Raw genomic sequence first — 20,436 nt, forward strand, 5'->3', positions numbered from 1 at the left:
CAAGTTACGCCCGGTCCTTACTTCCGCAGGATGCCGGCTTGGCGCCCACAATCTTTTGTCTGACGGTCACTCCAGCCGCTCGCATCAACAGGGCACGACCGCGGGCGCCCGAGCAATTATGTGACTCCTACGAAAAAAAGCGATGCCGCACATTGTGGGTATCGCTTCGTCGTTTTAGTTGTTATGCTTTTGCCGAGATCCAGCGACCGCGGGCGCTGCTGTTAATCTTTCCCTCAGAATAAACGACGGTACCGCGGTTGATCGTGGTCAGCACCTTTGCCGGGAAGATGCGACCCTCGTACAAACTGAACGCGTTCCGTTGCAGCAAGCGTTCACGGGTGACCCGCTCCGTTTGGTTCAAATCGACAATCGCCAGATCGGCATCTTTTCCAATGGCGATTGCTCCTTTACATGCCGACAAGCCAAAGCGCTCGGCGGGATGGCGCGCCGTCCATTCGGCGACCTTCGTCAGTGAGATTTCATGATCTAGAGCAATTTCAATCGCGCTCAGCAATGAGAATTGACCACCGCTGATGCCGCCCCAGGCTTCAAATAGATTTTCTTTGTCTTTATCCTTCCACTCACAGGGGGAGTGATCGGAAGAAATGAGATCGATTTGCCCCTGCAGGAGCCGATCCGTCAAGCCGATCCGTTCGGCTTCACTGCGCAGTGGCGGCGCACATTTTCCGACAACACCACGCTTTTTGAAATCATCGTGATTATAGAGCAAATAATGGGGACAGGTTTCCAGTGTAACGTTGAGCCCTGCCTTTTTCGCCGCTTGGATGCGCTGAACGGCTCTGACGGTGCTGATATGTACAAAGTGAAGCGCGCAGCCGGTTAATTCAGCAAAGAGGAGTGCACGCGAAACCGCTTCGACTTCGGCGAGCGGCGGGCGTGATTCGGCATAGTCATCAAAGCCGGTTCGTCCTTGATTCAATTTTTCCTGCTGCAGAAAAGTAACCATTGGTGCACTCTCGGAATGCAGTGCCAGAATACCGCCGAACTCGGCTATTTTTCGCATACCGGCAAGCAGAGACAAGTCATCCACGGATTTGAATTCAGCGTTGCCCGATGGTGAGAGAAATGCTTTGAAACCGATGGCCCCGCAATCGAACAAATCCTGCAGATCGTCGAGATGATCGGGAACAAGACCGCCCCAAAGCGCAAAATCGATGCACGATTTCGCTTCACCGAGCGCCACTTTATCCTCAAACGCTTGTTTCGTAACGGTCGACGGAATTCCATTCAAGGGCATGTCGAAAAAAGCAGTACAGCCGCCGGCAGCGAGCATTGCCGAGCCCGTCTCAAACCCTTCCCATTGCGTACGTCCGGGATCATCAAAATGAACATGAATATCGATCATGCCGGGAAAAACTGTTTTTCCTTCTGCATCGATTACCTGCTGCGCTTCACCGTCGATCGCTTCACCGAGCGCAACGATCCGCCCCTCTTTTATGGCAAGATCTAATTTCGTCACTTCATCACTGAGCACAACCGAACCGTTTTTTATCAGCAGATCATAGGCCATCACGTTTACCGCCCCTCCTCATTGCTTTTATCAAATGATTTGCTTGCATGCCTCTTCATTTCTGTCATTCAAGCAACCGTGCGTTTAATTTTCTACAGCTATCTGCTTCTGAGTATAGACATCCATAGCCGCTTGCAATGCTTTACCACGGTCAATCTTGGCACCGCAGCGAATCAGTGCTGCTTCGAGTCCGGCAAGCACATGCAGCACGCAGTCTTCACGGCAGGCATAGCCCATCGTGCCGATACGCCAGATCTTGCCTTGCAGCGCGCCGAACGAGCCGGCAATTTCAATGCCGAAGTGGTTGAGCAAAATGTCACGAACCGCATCGGCGTTCACACCGTCCGGCACGGAGACGCAGGTTACCGTAGGCATTTTGCACTTCGGATCGCCGAACAAGCGGAGCCCCATTGCTTCCACGCCTGCCATCAATGCCGCCTCGTTCACCTTGTGCCGTTTAAAACGATTTTCCAGCCCCTCTTCTAAAACGAGCCGCAACCCTTCATGCAGTGCATACTCCATTGATGTCGCCTCTGTATGGTGGTTAAGACGCCGCTCGCTCCAGTAATCCTGCAGCTGGCTCAGATCAAAATAGTTGCTACGAACCGGCGTGCTTGATCCGGCCAGCCGGTCGGCGTCCGTTGCAATCCCGCGTTCCACTTTTTTACGACGCTTAATTACTTGATCCACGCGATCATTGTACGTCAATGGGACAATGCCCGATGGAATCGACAAGCATTTTTGCGCGCCGCCGATCAGCGCATCAATGTTCCATTCATCGGCACGCACATCCGCGCCGCAATAGGTTGCAACTGCATCAACGACGAGCAAAACATCCAGCTCGCGGCAAGCCTTACCTACTTCCGCCAACGGCTGCATCCGTCCTGTGGAAGTTTCCCCGTGAACCAGTGCGACTACTTTCGGCCTTACCTTTTTAATTTCAGCAATGATCGCTTCCGGATCAAAAACCGTCCCCCATGGGCAGTTCAAGGTGTGGATCTCTGCGCCATAGCGCTCGCCGATTTCAACAAACAGATCACCAAAGCGTCCGTAGATCGGGACAAGCATTCGATCTCCAGGTTCAACGAGACTGGCAATCATTGCTTCCAATCCGGCGCGTGATGTTCCGTCAATCGGGTGTGCCCAATGATTTTTCGTCTGAAACGATGCGCGCAGCATCACCATCACTTCATTCATGATCTTCGTAAACGCAGGGTCGAATTGACCAAGAATCGGCAAGGACATCGCACGCAGAACACGCGGATCAACCGCGACCGGCCCTGGGGTCATGATCATCCTCGGCGGTGTCTGGAGCATAGGATAACGCGACACAACACTCACTTCTTTCACTTTTTTATCGTAAGATTTTTCTTGCAAAATCAGAACGTTTAAAATTTGGCTCCTCGTGCTGATGAGATCAGCATCGCTTCAATAAGCCAATGCGACGCCTGTGGCAGATCGGACAAACATGTTTTTTTAGATTAATAGGCTAAATGATGCAAAAGCTTTATTAACATCTGAACACCGGTTTCCAGGTCATCAAGCTTCGTAAATTCATTTGGCGAATGGCTGATGCCGTTGTGGCTTGGAACAAACAGTAGTGCCGTCGGACAGTAGCTGCCGAAAATCTGCGAATCATGCCCGGCACCGCTCACCATTTTCTTGCACGGTATCCCCGCTTTCTGCGCTAAGGAATAGCCTAGTTCCGCAAGTTTCGGATCAAGCGGCACCGGGAGCGCATCCATCCATTTTGTTATTTGAATCGAAATTCCCGCTTTTCGCGCCTGCTGCCGAAAATCGGCAACCGCTTGACCGCTGAAACGATTTATGACATCGGATTGATGATGACGAATATCAAGGGTAAAGCTGCAGCTTCCGGGGACGACGTTAGGTACATTGGGTGCCACTTTGATGCGTCCAACCGTTGCGACCAGTCCATTCTGCGCTTGCTCAGCCCGGCGGATCACATGCGCGATCATTCGTGCGGCCGCATAGACGGTATCGTGACGCCGATCCATTGGTGTCGTTCCTGCATGGTTACTCTCACCGGTCAACGTGATGGTGTAACGTTGTTGACCGACAATATGCGTTACCGCCGCCCATGTGTTCTGTTCAAGCTCAAGCGTGATCCCTTGTTCGACATGCGTCTCGATAAAACAAGCAATATCATTGCGCGTAGGCGCCGGATAATCGCCTTTGCCGAAGCCGGCTTGCTGCATCGCATCGATAAAGCGGACACCGGATGAGTCCTCCAACCCGGCCGCATCGGACTGCTGATAGGCTCCGGTAATGCTCCCGGAACCCCAGAAGGAAATTGGAAATCGGCTGCCTTCCTCCTCGCACAGCGCCACAACTTCCAATGTGCGTTTCGGCGCGCCGAATTGCTGTCTTAACCGATCGACCGCCAGCAAAGAAGCCAGTACACCGAATGCGCCGTCATATTTACCGCCGTCAACAACGGTATCAAGATGTGACCCGGTCAAGATTACAGGCGCTTTGTCCTCAGTACCCGGCAATCGTCCGAACAGGTTGCCTACATCGTCGAATCGCACAAGCAGACCTGAGTTATTCATTTTCTGCGCGAGCGCCTGCTGTGCCCGTTGCCAAGCCTCATCGTAAAGCAGCCGCGTGACCCCGTCATTTTCGGTTTTACCAAACGACGCGAGCCAGTTAATCGCTTGACGGAGATCGTCTTTTAATGTCTTTGAGGCTTGATCCATCATCACTCCTCGCCTTCTTTCTGCGTTAGATCTCCTAACATACCCCGATTAGGAATAGGATTATTTTAGCAAACAATAGCGATGAGACCATTATAAAATAGTCCAATTTTTCTAATATCGATTGGTTACATTGGCTAAAAAGTCGCCGTCGCTCTTCAAGATAGCACTTAGCGAAAGTTCCTTTTGCTGCGGCTTTGATTTATCACTTGTGCACGGGTACGCACCGATTGCTCGCTTAGCGCGGGCGCCAGAGCATCTGCGCATTGATGCACTGGCTTTTACATAACCAAAAATCATAAACGTTCCTTACCTGTAAGCTGAGTCCTTTCTTTCACAGGATGCGGTGACTTTCGCGACGATTGCCTTGCAGCGAAAATACGCCAATCATCCGTTCACATTTCTGTCACATCCTACAACAAAAATCAAACGTGTAGGCTAAAGCTACAAAAAAGGCATAAATTTGTTAGATTATTTAACACGGTAATTCCTATTTTTTCAGACTTGTTATAAACTTTTCAACAATCAAACAGAACAGGAGGCGGTTTGTGATGACGGCAACAAACGTCAAAAGGAAAACCCCTTATCCAACCGATTGTACCTTTGCCCCGCAAGACTGGAATGTTCTGATAAACTATTGGTATCCGGTGGCCGAGAGCGCTCAAGTCAGCGATCAGCCGCTTGCGGTCACACTGCTTGATGTTGCATTGGTGGTTTATCGCGCAAAAGGAAAAGCGGTGGTTGCCCGCGACTTGTGCATCCATCGCGGAACCCCGCTCAGCATGGGCTGGGTGGAAGATGACAACATTGTCTGTCCTTATCATGGGTTTAGTTACAGTGCTGACGGGCAGTGCGTGTCGATTCCCGCCCATCCGGAGGCAAAAATATCGCCGCGGCTCTGCCTGAGCGTTTATCCGGTTGTTGAACGCTATGGTTTGGTCTGGACCACCCTCGCCGGTGAAGCGGATCACGTGCCGCCATTTCCAATTTGGGGAAATGAAGATTATATTTCCTTTTTAGCACCAACAATCGACATTAATGGATCGGCAGGCCGGCAGATTGAAGGTTTTGTTGATGTTGCTCACTTTGCTTGGGTGCATACCGCAACGTTTGCCGATCGCAACAACGCATTCGTTCCGAGTTACAAAGTGTCGCGCACGGCGGAAGGCATCCACACCGATTACCTCAGCACAGTGAGCAATTATCCAAAAGGGATGGCCGATCCATCCCCTGAAGGATTCAAATGGCTGCGTGAATACGACATCTATCCTCCGCTCTGCGCCCGGCTGATCGTTCATTTTCCAGAGGGTAAGCAGCTTTGGATTCTGAACGCCGCAAGTCCGATCTCCGCCCGCAAAACACGTCTCTTCTGCCCAATTGCCCAAAACTTCGATAAAACGCTCTCGATTGAAGATGCCTGCGCGTTCAACTTAAAAATTTTTAATGAAGATCGGGAAATGGTCGAGAATCAGAAGCCGGAAGAGCTGCCGCTCGATTTGCAGGCAGAAGCGCATATCATGGCGGATAAAACATCGATCGCTTACCGGAAACGGTTGAAGGAGATGGGACTTGGCAAGATCTACACCAGTTAAGAAGCGATTGATCAGATGCCTTCCATGCCTGCTTTGATTCCAGCAAAACAAGGAGGTACAGCTTATGCACTATGTGATTGTCGACAAAGACACATGCATCGCTTGCGGGGCCTGCGGATGTGCTGCTCCGGATATTTTCGGATACGATGAGGACGGTACATCGCACGTCCTGCTTGATGATAATCAGGGAACAAAGGAAATTCCTGAAGCCCAGATCGATGACGTTATCGACGCCTGCGAAGGCTGCCCGACTGAATCCATTAAAATGAGCGGGACCCCCTTTAACGGCGATCCTGCAAAAGAAGAACATGAAGCAAGCTGAAACCTACGAACAATAAATAGACCATGAGGAGTGTGAAAAGAATGGAACAGACCCATTCAAAAGGAAAAATAGTTTCACTTGGGATCCAGCATATGCTGGCGATGTACGGCGGCGCCGTCATCGTACCACTGATTGTCGGCGGCGCGGTCGGACTTAACGGAGCCGAACTCGCCTTGCTTGTTTCCATCGACTTGGTTGCCTGCGGCATTGCCACATTGCTTCAGGCATGGAAAAATCGCTTTTTCGGTATCGGTTTGCCGATTGTGATGGGCTGTACCTTCACCGCTGTCTCGCCGATGATTATCATCGGAAAAGCATATGGAATGCCTGGAATATGCGGTGCCATTCTCATCGCCGGTTTAGTTGTGCTGGCGCTTTCCACCTTCTTCGGAAAAATCCGTTCGCTCTTTCCGCCGGTTGTTGTCGGATCCGTAGTCATGATCATCGGAATCACACTGATTCCGGTTGCGATTAACAACCTTGGCGGCGGGGTCGGCGTGAAGGACTTTGGAAGCCCTCAAAATCTGACACTCGGCTTCGGTGTACTCGCTCTGATCATCATCATGAATCGCTTTTTTAAAGGGTTTATGCAGACAATTTCGATCCTGCTCAGTATTGTTATCGGTACCATCGCTGCCGCATTTATGGGAAAAGTTGATTTTTCATCGGTCGGCCAATCCGGCTGGTTCAGTTTGATCGCTCCGTTCAGTTTCGGTGCGCCGACCTTTCATCTTGATGCGATTATCGCCATGTCAATCGTTGGGATTGTCAGCATGATTGAAACAACCGGCGTCTATCTGGCTTTAAGTGAGATTTGTGGGAAAAAAATAGATGAAAAAGCAATGCAGCACGGCTATCGCGCTGAAGGTCTGGCAATCCTGCTCGGTGGTTTTTTCAATGCTTTTCCTTATACCACTTTTTCACAGAACGTTGGTCTGGTTCAGATGACCCGGGTGAAATCACGCAGCGTCACCGTGGTCTGCGGTGTTGCTTTGGTTGCCCTAGGCCTGATTCCGAAAATTGGTGCGATTACCGTCCTCATTCCAAACGCGGTCATCGGCGGTGCAACGCTGGCCATGTTCGGCATGGTCATTGCTAGCGGTGTGCGTATGCTCGGAAAAGTTGATTTTTCACGTCAGGAAAACTTGCTGATCGTCGCTTGTGCCGTCGGCATTGGCATGGGGGTTACGGTGCAGCCGGCACTATTCGCTCATTTTCCAAGTCTGATTCAGATTCTCACAAATAATGGCATTGTTGCAGGAAGTCTTACCGCTCTTATTCTCAATCTTATTTTAAATGCCGGACGTCGTACTTCTGCAGAGCCAATCGACGCTGCTTCAAAGCAAATGATCGCCGAAACAAGCGCAGCAAAAGAAGTTTGATAGGCTCGCTTATCTGCTGCGCTGATCAGAAAAATCGGGCGAAACTCAGTTCTTACTTCCGCAGGATGTAGTGGCTTTCGCCTTGCATGCAGGACATACTTTCACAGGATGTGATGACTTTCGCGTTGCATACAGGACGTATGCGTACTTAGCGAAAGTTCATTTTTAACTAGCGAAAGTTCCTCTTCCATGCAGCGTTTCGCTTTTACTTTTGAGGATTTCGCTTTAACTTCGGCATTTCGCTTTTTACTTTTCGGGCATGCCATTTGGTGCTCGCATCAACCGAGCACAACCGCGGGCGATTCCGGAGCCTTCCGAGTATACGATTCCCTGCGGCCCCCCTCGGCCTGCGATCAACAAGTTGCTCAAGGTGAGGATTCATCTCATCACTAAAGAACTGAGTTTTCTCCACTGGCAACCTTTATCAAACCAAAAACCCTCCGACATGGTTACAGCCGGAGGGTTTTTATGGGCTCGATTTGCGCAGGAATTTCCCGTTCAACTGCCGCGATAGACTTGGTAGCCCCACGGCGAAACGAGCAGCGGCACATGATAGTTTCGTCCCGGATCATCCACACCGAAACGAACCGTAACGATGTCGAGAAACGCGGGCACGCTTGCGGCTAGCTTCGCGTTGCGAAAATAAGCGCCGATATGTACGTGCAGCTCATAAACACCTGCGCCGAACGCTGATGCGTCAATCAGCGGTGCATCGAGCCGTCCGTCGTGATTGGTCGCCGTGCTTTTCAGGAAGGTCAACGCGTCCCCGTTGACCTCATAGAGATCAATTTGAACATTTGACGCCGGCTTTCCCTGCGTCAAATCAAGAATATGTGTGGTCAATTCGCCCATTATGCCCCTCCTTATTCCTTCTTCACTGCTTCGTCACTTCCAGGACATCGTCCAGACGGAATCGTGCAATTTTTAAAATTTCTGCTAAAGCCCGATTAAACTCGTCTGCACGCGCATGCATCAATCGTTCTTTTAATGCAGCAACAATCGCTGGCTTTGATTTTCCGCGCACCGCCATGATGAAGGGAATATCAAAGCGTGCTTCATACTGCTGATTCAACGTTTTCAGCTGCTCAGCTTCACCCTTCGGAAGATCGTGCAAACCAGCGGTCTTTTGTTCCTCGCCGGATTGCTCGGTCATTTGCTTTGCCGTACCGAGGCGCGGGTGCGCCTGAATCAAGGCTTCTTGCCGCTCTGCACCCGCTGAGGCAACGATTGCCGCCATCGCCTGAAACAAGTCGTCTCTAGAAGCAAACGGCCGTTTTTTCGCTGCTTCACGCACGATCCACGGCGACTGTTCGAAAATACCTCCCAGCTGATGCACAAACACAGCTTCTGCAGCATCATTCAATTCATCTAGGTTCACCGACCTGCCTCCTTTTCGTTTTGTTAATTTTTGAAAGGGTTTCGCAGTCCAGTTGCGCTTGAACGTTCAATCAGCGGCTTCATCCGCAAAGCGAAACGAATCTGAAAGATGGTATCCGGATCCTTCAAATCAGCGCCAAGCAGATTTTCACATTTGTCGATCCGGTAAATGACCGTATTTCGATGAACAAACAACTTCTTTGCCGTCTCTGAAATCTGACAATTGGATTCGAGATAGACAAAGAGTGTATGCAGCAGCACCTGCTCCTCTTCCTTTTTCGGATGGGCAAGGGCTTGCAGCGTCTGCTCGTAGAGTGCGCTCAATTCCTCAGTTGGTATCCGGTGCAATAAATCGCGAATTCCGCGCGATTGATAGATTTGCAGAAACGCGCGCTTGCCCATCTGCGCGCCGGCGTGAAGGGCATCCGCCGCTTCGTGAAATGCATTTGGCAAATCTTCCAGACTGCTAAACGGATGGCTAAGCCCAAAGGACAGCGTATGTGAAAAAAAGCGTACGACACGCTCCTGAATTTTCTTCAGATAGGGCGTCAAAAAACGCAGACCATTATCTCCGGAGGCCACAACTTCAAAAATGACGGCACAACTATGATCGCGGACAAAAAGATGCGCAGCAAACGGCAATGCGGCGATCTCCCCTTCCAAGAAGGCATAGACCTCGTCGGTTTCCATCTGGAAATGCGTATAACTAATCGGATCGGCATCGGCATCCAGTTCGCCGACCACGCAAACCGAGCGCTGACGGTCTGCCAGACCGAATTCTGTTGCCCGGCTGATCAATTCATCGCTTGTCGAAAACGCTCCTAGGATCAGGTTGGTGAAGAAAGCATCGCGCACTTTGCGCTCGGTCTGCTTTAGCGCTTCATCCTTCATCAGCTCGAATGCCAACACGTTCATCGCCTGCTCCACGGTCAGTGTCAGCAACCGGTCGGAAAGCGGCACATGACCGCAGACAAGCAGAAAACAACGTTTTTTCTTATAGGTATAAATCACAAATAAGGAGTAAGTCTGGCGGGTATCCAGTTGTGAAAATGAAGCAAAGTTTGCTTTCTGCTGAAAAAGGGTTTGTTCAAAATCAGCCAGTCGATCGGAAAAAGTTCCATGAGCGAATGCCCGATTTGACGCCGCGATAATTTTTAAATAGGAATCCAACAGGATCGTGGGAAAACCGATCATATCGGACAAGCGTTTCAACAGCCGATCCGTGCTCTCACCGCTCATAATGTGTTCGGTAAACTGTTGGTGCGTATCAATCGCAAATTGAAGCTCCTTTGTACGCGTATTCAGGATCTGCGTCAACGTCTGATTGCCGATATCAACCAGTGAAAGACTATTAGGCAAATCGATCAGCGGAAACGAACACGCATTGGCTAGCTGAACAACCGCTTCCGGAATGTCATTCATAAAACGGCGTGTCTTGATCCCGAGCGCGGCACAGCCTCGCTCCGCCATCTGCGCAACAAGTGTGTAAAAAAAGTCGGGATTGTTACGCAAATGATAGCCTGTGGTGATCAGCCAATCGTTCGGCTTTAAATAGTCGATAATGTCCGGCGCATCCATCATATTGACATTCTGCAGTTCACGATCGACACCTTTTTCGCCGGCAATGAGTTTGAATTCACTGAATATCGGTATCTGAAAAAGTTCGGAGACCCTCATATTCAGCACCTCCTATTCTGTGAATCAGTTTCGGCTCTAGAAAAGCAGCCGTGAATCATGGTCGGAAAATTTCCATCGGATCAGCTTGAAAAACAAATCATTAAATTTTTAAAATATTTTTATAATGTAAGTATTATAGCGCAAGGATCATTTCTGTTCTAGTTATGTTATCTAAATTTTGCAAGAAAATTTAGATGCATCGTGATTGAAACGCTACTCAGGATCCGTTAGGATTAAATCGAATAATGAGATAAATCAAAACTTTTCGAATAGAGGTGCTGTTGAACATGAGCCTTCACGCATTAAACCAACGCGTGAAAACGGATCTTTCCTATCTTGGACTCGACCGTTGTTCGAATTGGGTCCATGAAACGCTCCACCCCGATGGTCATGTCTACGATGCCGTTATTGTCGGCGCGGGGCAGTGCGGGCTGGGGATCGCTTTTGGCTTGATTCGTAAACGCATGACGAACATTCTCGTGATCGATGAAAATCCACAAGGCTGCGAAGGGCCATGGATCACCTACGCACGCATGATGACGCTGAGAACACCGAAACAGCTGACCCCGATTGATTACGGCATCCCCTCGTTGACCTTCCGTTCTTGGTGGGAGGCTCAATTCGGTGAAGATTCCTGGAATGCGATGGACAAAATCGCTCGTCGTGACTGGATGGATTATCTGTGCTGGTACCGGCAAATCCTGAACCTTCCGGTGATCAATCAGGTCAAACTAACACGAATTGACCCGGCAAAAGCCGGCATTCATCGCCTGCATCTCACAGGCGCCGGTGCACCATCGGCGACACTGCTCGCGCGCAAAGTCATTCTAGCGACCGGCATCCAAGGCGGCGGGCAATGGTATGTGCCGGCAATAATTCGCGATAAGCTGCCGAAGCATCTCTATGCGCATACTTCGGAATCGATTGATTTCAATGCACTAAAAGGAAAGAAGATCGCCATACTTGGCGGCGGGTCTTCGGCTTTTGACAATGCGAATTACGCATTGACCGAAGGGGCGGCCGAAGCACATGTTTTCGTTCGACGTAAACAGCTCCCGCGCGTCAATCCGATTCGGCAAATGGAACCATCGGGATTGATTGAGCACTATCACACGCTGCCGGATGCTGAGAAATATGCAGTCATGGCCCATTTTTTCAACCTGAATCAGCCGCCGACCAACGACACGTTTAACCGTGCTGCCGCACGGCCGGGCTTCACGCTGCATCTTGGTTCGCCATGGCTTGACGTTCAGCCCTTAGGTGAGGGGGTGCGTGTTTTAACCGCAAAAGGCAGTTTTCTTTTCGACTTTTTAATTATCAGTACCGGATTACGCACCGATCCGGCACTGCGTCCCGAACTAAGCACGCTGGAACCGTACATTCTCCGCTGGGGAGACCGCTATAAAGCACCGGAAGCAATCGCCAGTCCCGTGCTCGATGCCCATCCATATCTGAGCCCCGGCTTTGCTTACTTGGGGCGGGATACAAAGGGCGAAGCACTGCTGCATGGGCTTTACGCGTTCAATTATTCCGGTATGATCAGCTGCGGCTTGTCTGCCTCCGCACTATCCGGAATGAAATACAGCCTCCCGCTCATCACCGCAGCAGTCGCCGATGAGCTGTTCGCCGACACGCGCGAAGCTTATCTCGAAGATTATTTCAACTATGACACGCCTGAATTTTTCGGTAAATGGCCGAAGAAAACAGAGGCATGACCGGTCGAAAAAAAGAGCTAGATGAACAAAAAATTAAGCGGTTGTCTCAAAAGTCTGTTGACCGGAGACAACCGTTTTTTTAGATACCTTCTTTTTAAGTTAGCCAAACACGTTTCTCACAAACGCAAGCAACTGCCGATCGGTGCCGTAGCCGGAAATGAAGGATAAGCCGATCGGGGCAGCCGACTCAAGAATAGGTACAGTCACTTGTGGCAGTCCGGATACGCCGGCAATACAGGTCAAGCGCATCGTGCGCGCGCGGACTTTATCGCTTTCTTCAGCTTCGGCACTTCGTTTCGGTGCCGGTCCATAGGTCGTCGGGACGATTAACAGTCCATCGCTGCCGAGGAACGCACGTATTTTCTCGGTGAATTGCTGTTTCGTCGCTGCCGCCTGCTGGTAAGCTTTATTTTTTTTCATTTTCGATGCAGCTTCGAATCGGCCGCCGACATCGCTGGCAAAGTGGGGATGATTTTGCTTGATCCACAGGCCATGTGATTGCCAAGCTTCGTAGCCTTGCAGGACGCGAAACGTTTCCGCAAGTTCCGCCGGTTTAGCCAGCGGGAGCTGAGTCGGCTCAATCTTCAGATCTGAAAGATGCTTTTTGATGAATGTGCGAAGCAATTGAAGCACCGACGGATGATCAATCTGAGCCCATGCTTCGTTTAATTGATAAAAGTGCTGGAAGGATGCTGATACGGTTTCCGGCAACAGACAGGAACCCACACGCTCAAGCAGTTCAGCGCTTCGAGCCATCCAGCCGACCGTGTCGAAACTCGGCGCCAGCGGAACGACGCCTTCCAAAGAAACCGCTCCGTGCGACGGGCGAATGCCGAACAACCCGCAATAGGAAGAGGGAATACGCACCGATCCGCCGGTATCGGTACCGATGGCGAAGTCAACCGCTTCTGAAGCAGTGGCCACCGCCGATCCACTTGAGGAGCCTCCGGAGTAAGCATCGGGCACACGTGGATTAATCGTCGGCGGATAGTGGATGTTGTCTCCTTTGAGGCTGTACATTAACTCATCGGTAACCGTCATTCCGCGTAAGCGCGCGCCGCTTTCCAGTAAGCTTTTGATGACCGGCGCATGTACTTCGGCAGCAGGATGAGTGCTCGCCCAAAGCGGCTGTCCCGCGGAAGCTACATGTCCCTGAACCGCAAACACATCTTTTGCAGCAAAAACCGTTCCGTTCAGTACACCGTTTCCCAGCGGCGCAAGGTTTAATCCATCGGTTACAAACGCACCCAAACTGTCTTGACCATCCATCAACCGTTCACCTCGTCAGAAAAAAATTCATTAAGATCAGAATAATAAAAAACAGCGGCTTTGTCATGCGTAAACATAACCAAAAGCAGCTGTCTGAATTAGTCAGTGTGACTAGGCATTCGATTTCTCCATCAGTATCGGTCCGTTTCAAGATTTAATTTTATCGGTCACTTTTGGGGTTTTATCAGCCGCTTTGCAAATTTTATCGGTCACTTTGAAACGTTTATCAGTCACTTTACAGGTTTTATCAGTCACTTTGCACTTTTTCAATCGCCTTCAGATTCGCCTTTATCTGCAAAGTTTCATATAATTGACACAGATTCACCTAAAAAAGGGTATTCGTTCATTGAACAGCTCAAACAGATGATTTGGAGGAAACTATGAAAAACGTGATGAATCAAAAGGATCAGTCACTTGCCATTGAGGCGGCCGATCTTGTTAAGCGTTTTGGAAAGCATCGCGCGGTTGACGGGATCAACCTGGCCATTCCTCAAGGAACGGTTTACGGTTTTCTCGGTCCGAACGGCGCCGGAAAAACGACCACAATGAAAATGCTGGCGACCTTACTCAAGCCCGATGGAGGCACGGCAAAAATCTTCGGTCATGATTTATTTAAGGAGCAGGATGCCGTGCGCGCGTGCGTCAGTCTGACCGGCCAATTCGCCTCCGTTGATGAAGACCTCTCAGGAACAGAGAATCTAATGCTGATTGCTCGATTGATGGGTTATACACGCAGGGACTCGAAGGAACGTGCGGCAGAGCTGCTGGACGCTTTTGATTTGCAGGACGCCGCGAAACGTCAGGTGAAAAAGTATTCCGGCGGTATGAGACGCCGTCTCGACATCGCCGCCAGTATGGTCGTGCGTCCAAAGCTGCTCTTTCTAGACGAGCCGACAACCGGACTCGATCCGCGCAGCCGCAATCAAATTTGGGATATTGTTCGTGCGCTCGTCAGCACTGGAACGACTGTCCTCTTGACGACGCAATATCTAGATGAAGCCGATCAACTTGCCGACCGGATCGCCGTCATCGATCATGGAAAAATCATCGCTGAGGGGACAAGCAGCGAATTAAAAGCCTCCGTCGGAACTGGCATCCTGCACGTCCGCTTAATCGACGCTGCAGCACGTGCCGAGGCGCAGCAATTGCTCAGCACGACACTAGGCACATCGGTGCACCTGTCCTCCGACCCATTGGCACTCTCCGCCCAGCTCTCGGATACGGATAATGCGGCAAAAGCGCTGACGATGCTGAGCGACCATCAAATCAGGGTCAGCGAATTCTCACTCGGCCAGCCAAGCCTTGACGAAGTGTTCTTAACGCTTACCGGCAAACCTGCAGAAGACAGCCCACAAAAAGAAGGTGCGTCGAAATGAATAGCGAACAACAAATGAACAAAATGCGCGCGGCACTTGTCGATCACAAGCGACCGCCGCATCCGAACGGTTTTGCAACATCCCTTGCCTTTACTTGGCGCGCCTTGCTGAAAATAAAATATGTTCCCGAGCAGCTTCTTGACGTCACCTTTTTCCCGGTCATGTTTACGCTCATGTTCACATATTTGTTTGGCGGCGCGCTTGCCGGTTCAACCACCGACTATCTGCAATTCTTAATTCCCGGTATTCTGGTACAGACGGTTGTTTTCACCACGGTTTATACAGGCGTCTCACTCAATGAAGACATTTCAAAAGGAACCTTTGACCGCTTCCGTTCAATGCCGATCTGGGGACCGTCTCCACTGGTCGGCGCACTTCTTGCCGATACGGTACGGTATACACTTGCATCGATCATTGTTATCATTCTAGGACTTATTCTCGGGTTCCGTCCGGCAGGCAGCGTGCTCGGCGTTGTTGCCGGCATCATGCTCGTCCTGATTTTCTCGTTCAGTCTCTCCTGGGTGTTCACGATGCTTGGCCTGATTTTGCAAACAACGAAGGCCGTGATGGGCATTAGCATGACGCTGCTGTTCCCGGTGACCTTTGCCAGCAACATTTTTGTTGATCCGGCCACTATGCCCGGCTGGCTACGTGCCTTCGTCAACATCAACCCGGTATCGATTCTGACCACGTCGCTTCGCCAATTAATGGGTGGTCAGGTCAATGGGATGCAGATCATCTGGGTACTCGTCGTCTCCGCTGTACTCATCCTGATTTTCGCGCCGGTTACGATGTACCTCTACCGTAACAAACGGTAGGCTGATGAGAAAAACCAAGCTGCCCTTAGTCCTAAAACCATTCTGATTTTTGTGTACGCTCCGATTGCTCGCATCAACAGGGCGCGACCGCTGGCGATCCGGAAGCCTTCTCGGAAAACATTGATGATCTTCAGCAAAAAATTGGATCAGCTCGACGCTGATCCAATTTTTTTGTGTTTATTTCACGAGATAAACACGTGCTTCATACGGTTTCAACTGCATCTTATTCTCGTGATCCGGTAAACGCTGCGAAACATTCCCAAGCACCAGTTTCGTTGCCGCTTGTACCAATTCCTGCGAAGAAGGAAAGTCCACCAATGTATCGCTGAAGTTAAGAATGACAAGCATTTTTTCGCGACTGCAGCTGCGCGTATACGCCCACACGTGTTCGTGATCTGGTTTCAAAAGCGCGTAGTCGCCATAACGCAATGCCCGGCTGCTTTTACGAAGTCGAATCAATTTTTGATAATAATAGTAAAGCGAATCCGGATTGCGCAGCTCCGCTTGTGCGTTCACGCGTACAAAGTTCGGATGCACGCCAAGCCAAGGTTTCTGAGTGGAAAAACCGGCATATACTTGGTCACTCCACTGCATCGGTGTTCGGCTGTTGTCGCGGCTGAAGTGCCAAACGGCTTCGAGCGCTTCTTGCTCGGAGCACCCTTCCCGGATCGCCGAACGGTACTGATTAAGCGACGAAAGGTCGTCGTATTTATCAATGGATGGATAATGCACATTTGTCATGCCAAGCTCTTGGCCTTGATAAATATACGGTGTCCCTTTCAGCAGCGTGTAAAAGGTCGCCAGCAGTTTCGCCGAAATTGTCCCCGCCTTCACGGCTTGATCACCGAGGTAGCTGTTGATTGAGCGCGGCGAATCATGATTTTCCAGATAGAGTGCGGACCAGCCGCTTTTATTGACAAAGTGCTGACTTTTCGAGACAATCTGTTTCAAATCGGTAAGCGACCAAGGCATCGGCTCGTACCATTTCTGTTCCGATCCGACCCCCATATTGATATGATCGAACTCGATCAGCATTGAGAACACGCCGTTTTCCCCGGTGAACTGCGGAATCTGTTCTGCCGGAACGCCGGGCGCTTCAGCGACGGTAAAAATGTCATAGTTGTCAAAGGTGCGCGCCTTCATTTCGTGCAGGTAGTCCAAGATTCCAGGCTGATTCAGCGAGGCGCGTCCGACCGGTGCCAATCCATCCTCTCCATTCGGCGGCAGATCTGTAAATCGTTCCGGCTTTTTGATGTAAGTAATGGCATCAAGTCGAAATCCGCCGACACCTTTCTCTAGCCAGAACGTGATAAATTCATAGATTGCTGCCCGCACATCCGGATTAGCCCAATTCAAATCCGGCTGCTCCGCTGCAAAGCAGTGCAAGTAATACTGGCCTCGCTGCTCATCAAACGTCCAAGAGGAACCGCCAAACTCTGCGCGCCAGTTGGTCGGGGCGGTGCCGTCCGGCTTTGGGTCCCGCCAAATATACCAATCTTTTTTTGCATTCGTACGGCTGCGCTTTGATTCAAGGAACCAAGGATGCTGGTTTGAGGTATGATTAAGGACAAGGTCCATGACAATGCGCATCCCGCGCTTTCCCGCCTCACTAATCAGCTGATCCATATCCTGCATCGTTCCGAACTGTGGGTGAATTGCTTTGTAGTCCATGATGTCGTAGCCGTTATCCACCATCGGCGATTGGTAAACCGGATTGATCCAGATTGCCTCAATACCGAGATTTTGCAGATAATCCAGTTTTTCAATGATCCCTTTAAGGTCGCCACTTCCATCATCATTCGCATCTTTGAAACTCTTAGGATAAACTTGGTAAACAGCGATTTCTTTCCACCAATCACGTTCTCCCATGTGCAAAGCCTCCTTTTACGCATTCTGATACCCTTTGTCCCATTCTATGATCCTTGCCAGCGTTCAATCAATTGAATTTGATTGTTGCATCTGAATTAATGATACCTCAGATTTAGTCACTTACGAAAGACCGTCCAAACCAGTCCGAGTCTTTTGCAGTTACGGTGTCTGTGTATACTCCGGTTGCTCACACTTGGGTCACAATCGAGTTACATGCAAAAAGCAGCATCAAAAGTCGTTATGCCGGCTCTGATACCGTTTTCAACCCTACGCATCCAGTGAATATTTTATGAAATATTTTTTTCTGCAACCGGCATTTTCTGGCGGTAAAACATCGAGAACATGAGGCCATAGATCATCATTCCAAGATAGGCGATGCCCGCCAGAATGAAAAAGGTCCACGAATAGCCGAACCAGATGGTCATGGGTATGGCTATCGGCGCAATCGTCCGACCAAGCGAAAAGCGCAGCCCGGCCGCAGCAAAGTATTGCCCGCGCAAATGTTCCGGCGCAAGTTTGGCAATGAAACTGTCCTGCACGCCAACCGTCATCAGCTCTGCCCAGGAGAACAAAACAATCGCTGCCAGAAGCAGCCAAGCATTGATCGTTGCCCCCATAAGAATCATGGCCACCCCATAGCAAAAAGCCGAGACCATGAACACATTACGCTCCCGGAACTTGGTCATCCATTTTGTCACGCTCACCGTCAGCAAAGCCACACACAACCCGTTCATAGAGACCATTAGACTAAACAGATTTTTTCCGTCAACAGTCAGCTGCCAACCGCGAAATGAGAACAGCGTCTGCAGCGGCACCCGATCCGTTGTGTATACGGCAATCAAGAGATCCAGCTGCAAAAAGGTTTGCGCAACCAGAACCCCGGCTAAGATATAGAGCAGAAAAATACGATCATTGAAGATCACTCTGTAATCGCCAAGCTGATCCTTCAGATGATGCAGCCATTTTTTATTTTCTTTCAGGTGTTCCGCCGCTTTTTTCATTGGTACCGTCTCATGGATCCAGTGTTGCAGTACCCCGACGAGCACAACACTGACCAGTGTGCAAACGACAAGAAAGCCGAAGCGATAATCGAAAAAGAAGATCGCGCCGAGTAACGGACCGATGACAACCATCACATTGATCGACGTATAAAAAACGGCAAAAATGCCGGCTCGATCATGCTCAGGGACAACATCGGCGATCATCGCGTGGCTGGCCGGCTGATACAATTGGCCGAACAGACCAAGCAGTGAAAAGCTGATGAAGGTTACCCAAGGCGACGTCAGCCATGGTGAGTTGGCAAGCGCAAAGAGTGCAAAGCAAACCGCTTGGCCAACCGCTGAAAAAACCATCATTCGTTTGCGACCGAAATGATCGGCACAATAGCCGCCAAGCAAGCCAATCGCCGTACCGATCACCTGCGATAAAATCAGCAGCAATCCGGCTGTCTCCTGTCCAAAATGATCCGAAAAATAGATTGCCATAAACGGAAAAAACATCCAAAAGAGAAGATTAAAAAATCCTTCGCCAATCAATCGTACTTTTAAATTAATGTCCCAATCGCGCCATTTCAAGCAAAATCCCGCCTTTCTTCAAGAGCACAACAAAAAGAGCCTGCACCCGGCACAATGCCGTTACAGACTCTTTTCATCTCAAAAAGGGTCTCAGACGCAGCACAGCGACACTTTTTCGCAATCCTCACTTCTTCCAAGAAAATCAGAAGTTTTTCCATTCAATTGTTGCTTAACCGAACGAAGTGATGCGCGAATCGACGCAGCCATGAATCAACCCTCATTTCCATTAACTTGTGGATCATGATTTCTTTGATTTTCAAAACGCCTTGCTTTACGCGTTTACGGCCGTAACAAATTGTTCCACATCCTGATTAAACGCTTCGAGCAGTCGGTTGGTGATCGGTCCCGGTTTTCCGCCTGCAACCTGTCGATCATCGATTTGCAGCACCGGAGTCACGCGTACGCCGGTACTCGTGAGAAACACTTCGTCTGCAGCCAGAAGTTCAGCCGTTGTATACGTGCGTTCGTCAACCGGAATCCCCAGCCGCTCGGCAAGCTGGAGCACAAAGATACGGGTAATGCCGTTCAAAATAAAATGGTCGGCAGGATGCGTGATCAAAACGCCGTCTTTCACCATGAATACGTTACAGGTTGTGCCTTCGGTAACAACACCGTCGCGGTGAAGAATCGCGTCAGCGGCACCGCGTTCAAACGCTTCTTGATTTGCCAGCACATTGCCGAGCAGGTTCAACGTCTTGATATCACAGCGCAGCCAGCGGATGTCATCAAGCAAACTGACCTTGATCCCGTCTGCGTGCAGATCCTCATCCTTATCGGTCGCCTCAACACTGGCGGTCAGCACGGTATCGATCGGCTGCTCCGGGAACCGGTGTTTGCGTGCAATCGCCCCGCGCGTGATCTGGAAGTAAACGTAACCGTAGTCCATGGCATTTTCCTTGATCAGCTTATCCAGATTTTCCGCCAAATGGTCAGTAGCGTAAGGCAGTGCAAGCCGCAGTTCGCGCGCACTCCGTTCCAGTCGTTTCATATGCAGATCAAGCAGAAACATTTTTCCATTATATACGCGCAGCGCTTCATAGATCCCATCGCCAAACTGATAGCCGCGATCCTCCATATCTACTTTCCCCTGACTGCGGTCTATAAAACGGTCATTATATAATATCGTACTCATCGCCGTAAGCCCCTTTCTTTGCCTCCACATAATGGTTGTTCATTGGTGTCGAGCATTGAAACCTTTTCATTCATTATACCTTGAG

16 protein-coding genes are annotated in these 20,436 nt (G+C 50.2%); 6 read left to right on the forward strand and 10 right to left on the reverse strand.

Going from position 1 to position 20,436, the window contains the following annotated elements:
* Positions 1 to 181 precede the first annotated feature (181 nt).
* The 3 genes from AA84_RS0114480 to allC form a co-directional block, all read right to left on the reverse strand.
* The gene (locus AA84_RS0114480; RefSeq protein WP_028977796.1) at positions 182 to 1,531 is read right to left on the reverse strand and encodes an allantoinase; all 1,350 of its coding nucleotides are present in this window, start codon (positions 1,529 to 1,531) and stop codon (positions 182 to 184) included.
* Between the two features lie 84 nt (positions 1,532 to 1,615).
* Complete coding sequence (locus AA84_RS0114485; RefSeq protein ID WP_028977797.1) at positions 1,616 to 2,848, reverse strand: pyridoxal-phosphate-dependent aminotransferase family protein; 1,233 nt, start codon at positions 2,846 to 2,848, stop codon at positions 1,616 to 1,618.
* Positions 2,849 to 3,012: 164 nt separating this feature from the next.
* Positions 3,013 to 4,254, reverse strand: a complete 1,242-nt coding sequence (gene allC, locus AA84_RS0114490) for an allantoate deiminase (RefSeq protein ID WP_028977798.1) — start codon at positions 4,252 to 4,254, stop codon at positions 3,013 to 3,015.
* A 545-nt stretch (positions 4,255 to 4,799) separates the two neighbouring features.
* Between allC and AA84_RS0114495 the strand changes: the two genes are divergently transcribed.
* The 3 genes from AA84_RS0114495 (at position 4,800) to AA84_RS0114505 (ending at position 7,544) form a co-directional block, all read left to right on the forward strand.
* On the forward strand, positions 4,800 to 5,840 hold the full coding sequence (locus AA84_RS0114495; protein WP_028977799.1) for an aromatic ring-hydroxylating oxygenase subunit alpha: 1,041 nt from the start codon (positions 4,800 to 4,802) through the stop codon (positions 5,838 to 5,840).
* A gap of 64 nt (positions 5,841 to 5,904) precedes the next feature.
* Positions 5,905 to 6,162, forward strand: a complete 258-nt coding sequence (locus AA84_RS0114500; RefSeq protein ID WP_028977800.1) for a ferredoxin — start codon at positions 5,905 to 5,907, stop codon at positions 6,160 to 6,162.
* A 41-nt stretch (positions 6,163 to 6,203) separates the two neighbouring features.
* Positions 6,204 to 7,544, forward strand: a complete 1,341-nt coding sequence (locus AA84_RS0114505) for a nucleobase:cation symporter-2 family protein (RefSeq protein WP_028977801.1) — start codon at positions 6,204 to 6,206, stop codon at positions 7,542 to 7,544.
* A 498-nt stretch (positions 7,545 to 8,042) separates the two neighbouring features.
* Here AA84_RS0114505 and uraH read toward each other — a convergent pair whose 3' ends face one another.
* Genes uraH through AA84_RS0114525 form a run of 3 tightly spaced genes read right to left on the reverse strand, consistent with a single transcriptional unit; the run spans position 8,043 to position 10,598 of the window.
* Positions 8,043 to 8,396, reverse strand: a complete 354-nt coding sequence (uraH, locus tag AA84_RS0114515) for a hydroxyisourate hydrolase (protein WP_028977802.1) — start codon at positions 8,394 to 8,396, stop codon at positions 8,043 to 8,045.
* Between the two features lie 22 nt (positions 8,397 to 8,418).
* Entirely contained in the window at positions 8,419 to 8,922 is a 504-nt protein-coding gene (uraD, locus tag AA84_RS0114520) for a 2-oxo-4-hydroxy-4-carboxy-5-ureidoimidazoline decarboxylase (protein WP_028977803.1), read from the reverse strand.
* 23 nt (positions 8,923 to 8,945) lie between these two features.
* On the reverse strand, positions 8,946 to 10,598 hold the full coding sequence (locus AA84_RS0114525) for a PucR family transcriptional regulator (RefSeq protein WP_028977804.1): 1,653 nt from the start codon (positions 10,596 to 10,598) through the stop codon (positions 8,946 to 8,948).
* Positions 10,599 to 10,885: 287 nt separating this feature from the next.
* Here AA84_RS0114525 and AA84_RS0114535 point away from each other — a divergent pair, with 287 nt between their 5' ends.
* Complete coding sequence (locus AA84_RS0114535) at positions 10,886 to 12,313, forward strand: NAD(P)-binding domain-containing protein (RefSeq protein WP_028977805.1); 1,428 nt, start codon at positions 10,886 to 10,888, stop codon at positions 12,311 to 12,313.
* A 99-nt stretch (positions 12,314 to 12,412) separates the two neighbouring features.
* Here the strand turns inward: AA84_RS0114535 and AA84_RS0114540 are convergent, their stop codons facing one another.
* A complete protein-coding gene (locus AA84_RS0114540) occupies positions 12,413 to 13,582 on the reverse strand; it encodes an amidase (protein ID WP_028977806.1) in 1,170 nt (389 codons plus the stop codon).
* Positions 13,583 to 13,962: 380 nt separating this feature from the next.
* Here AA84_RS0114540 and AA84_RS0114545 point away from each other — a divergent pair, with 380 nt between their 5' ends.
* On the forward strand, positions 13,963 to 14,958 hold the full coding sequence (locus AA84_RS0114545) for an ATP-binding cassette domain-containing protein (protein ID WP_081791810.1): 996 nt from the start codon (positions 13,963 to 13,965) through the stop codon (positions 14,956 to 14,958).
* Complete coding sequence (locus tag AA84_RS0114550) at positions 14,955 to 15,776, forward strand: ABC transporter permease (protein ID WP_028977808.1); 822 nt, start codon at positions 14,955 to 14,957, stop codon at positions 15,774 to 15,776. Before AA84_RS0114545 ends, AA84_RS0114550 begins: the two co-directional genes overlap by 4 nt.
* 177 nt (positions 15,777 to 15,953) lie before the next feature.
* Here the strand turns inward: AA84_RS0114550 and AA84_RS0114555 are convergent, their stop codons facing one another.
* The 3 genes from AA84_RS0114555 to dat form a co-directional block, all read right to left on the reverse strand.
* A complete protein-coding gene (locus tag AA84_RS0114555) occupies positions 15,954 to 17,645 on the reverse strand; it encodes a glycoside hydrolase family 13 protein (protein ID WP_028977809.1) in 1,692 nt (563 codons plus the stop codon).
* A gap of 287 nt (positions 17,646 to 17,932) precedes the next feature.
* Entirely contained in the window at positions 17,933 to 19,219 is a 1,287-nt protein-coding gene (locus AA84_RS0114560; RefSeq protein ID WP_028977810.1) for an MDR family MFS transporter, read from the reverse strand.
* 271 nt (positions 19,220 to 19,490) lie between these two features.
* Complete coding sequence (dat, locus tag AA84_RS0114570; protein ID WP_028977811.1) at positions 19,491 to 20,351, reverse strand: D-amino-acid transaminase; 861 nt, start codon at positions 20,349 to 20,351, stop codon at positions 19,491 to 19,493.
* Positions 20,352 to 20,436: the final 85 nt, after the last annotated feature.

It is taken from the genome of Sporolactobacillus terrae DSM 11697 (genome assembly GCF_000648615.1).
Taxonomy (GTDB): domain Bacteria; phylum Bacillota; class Bacilli; order Bacillales; family Sporolactobacillaceae; genus Sporolactobacillus; species Sporolactobacillus terrae.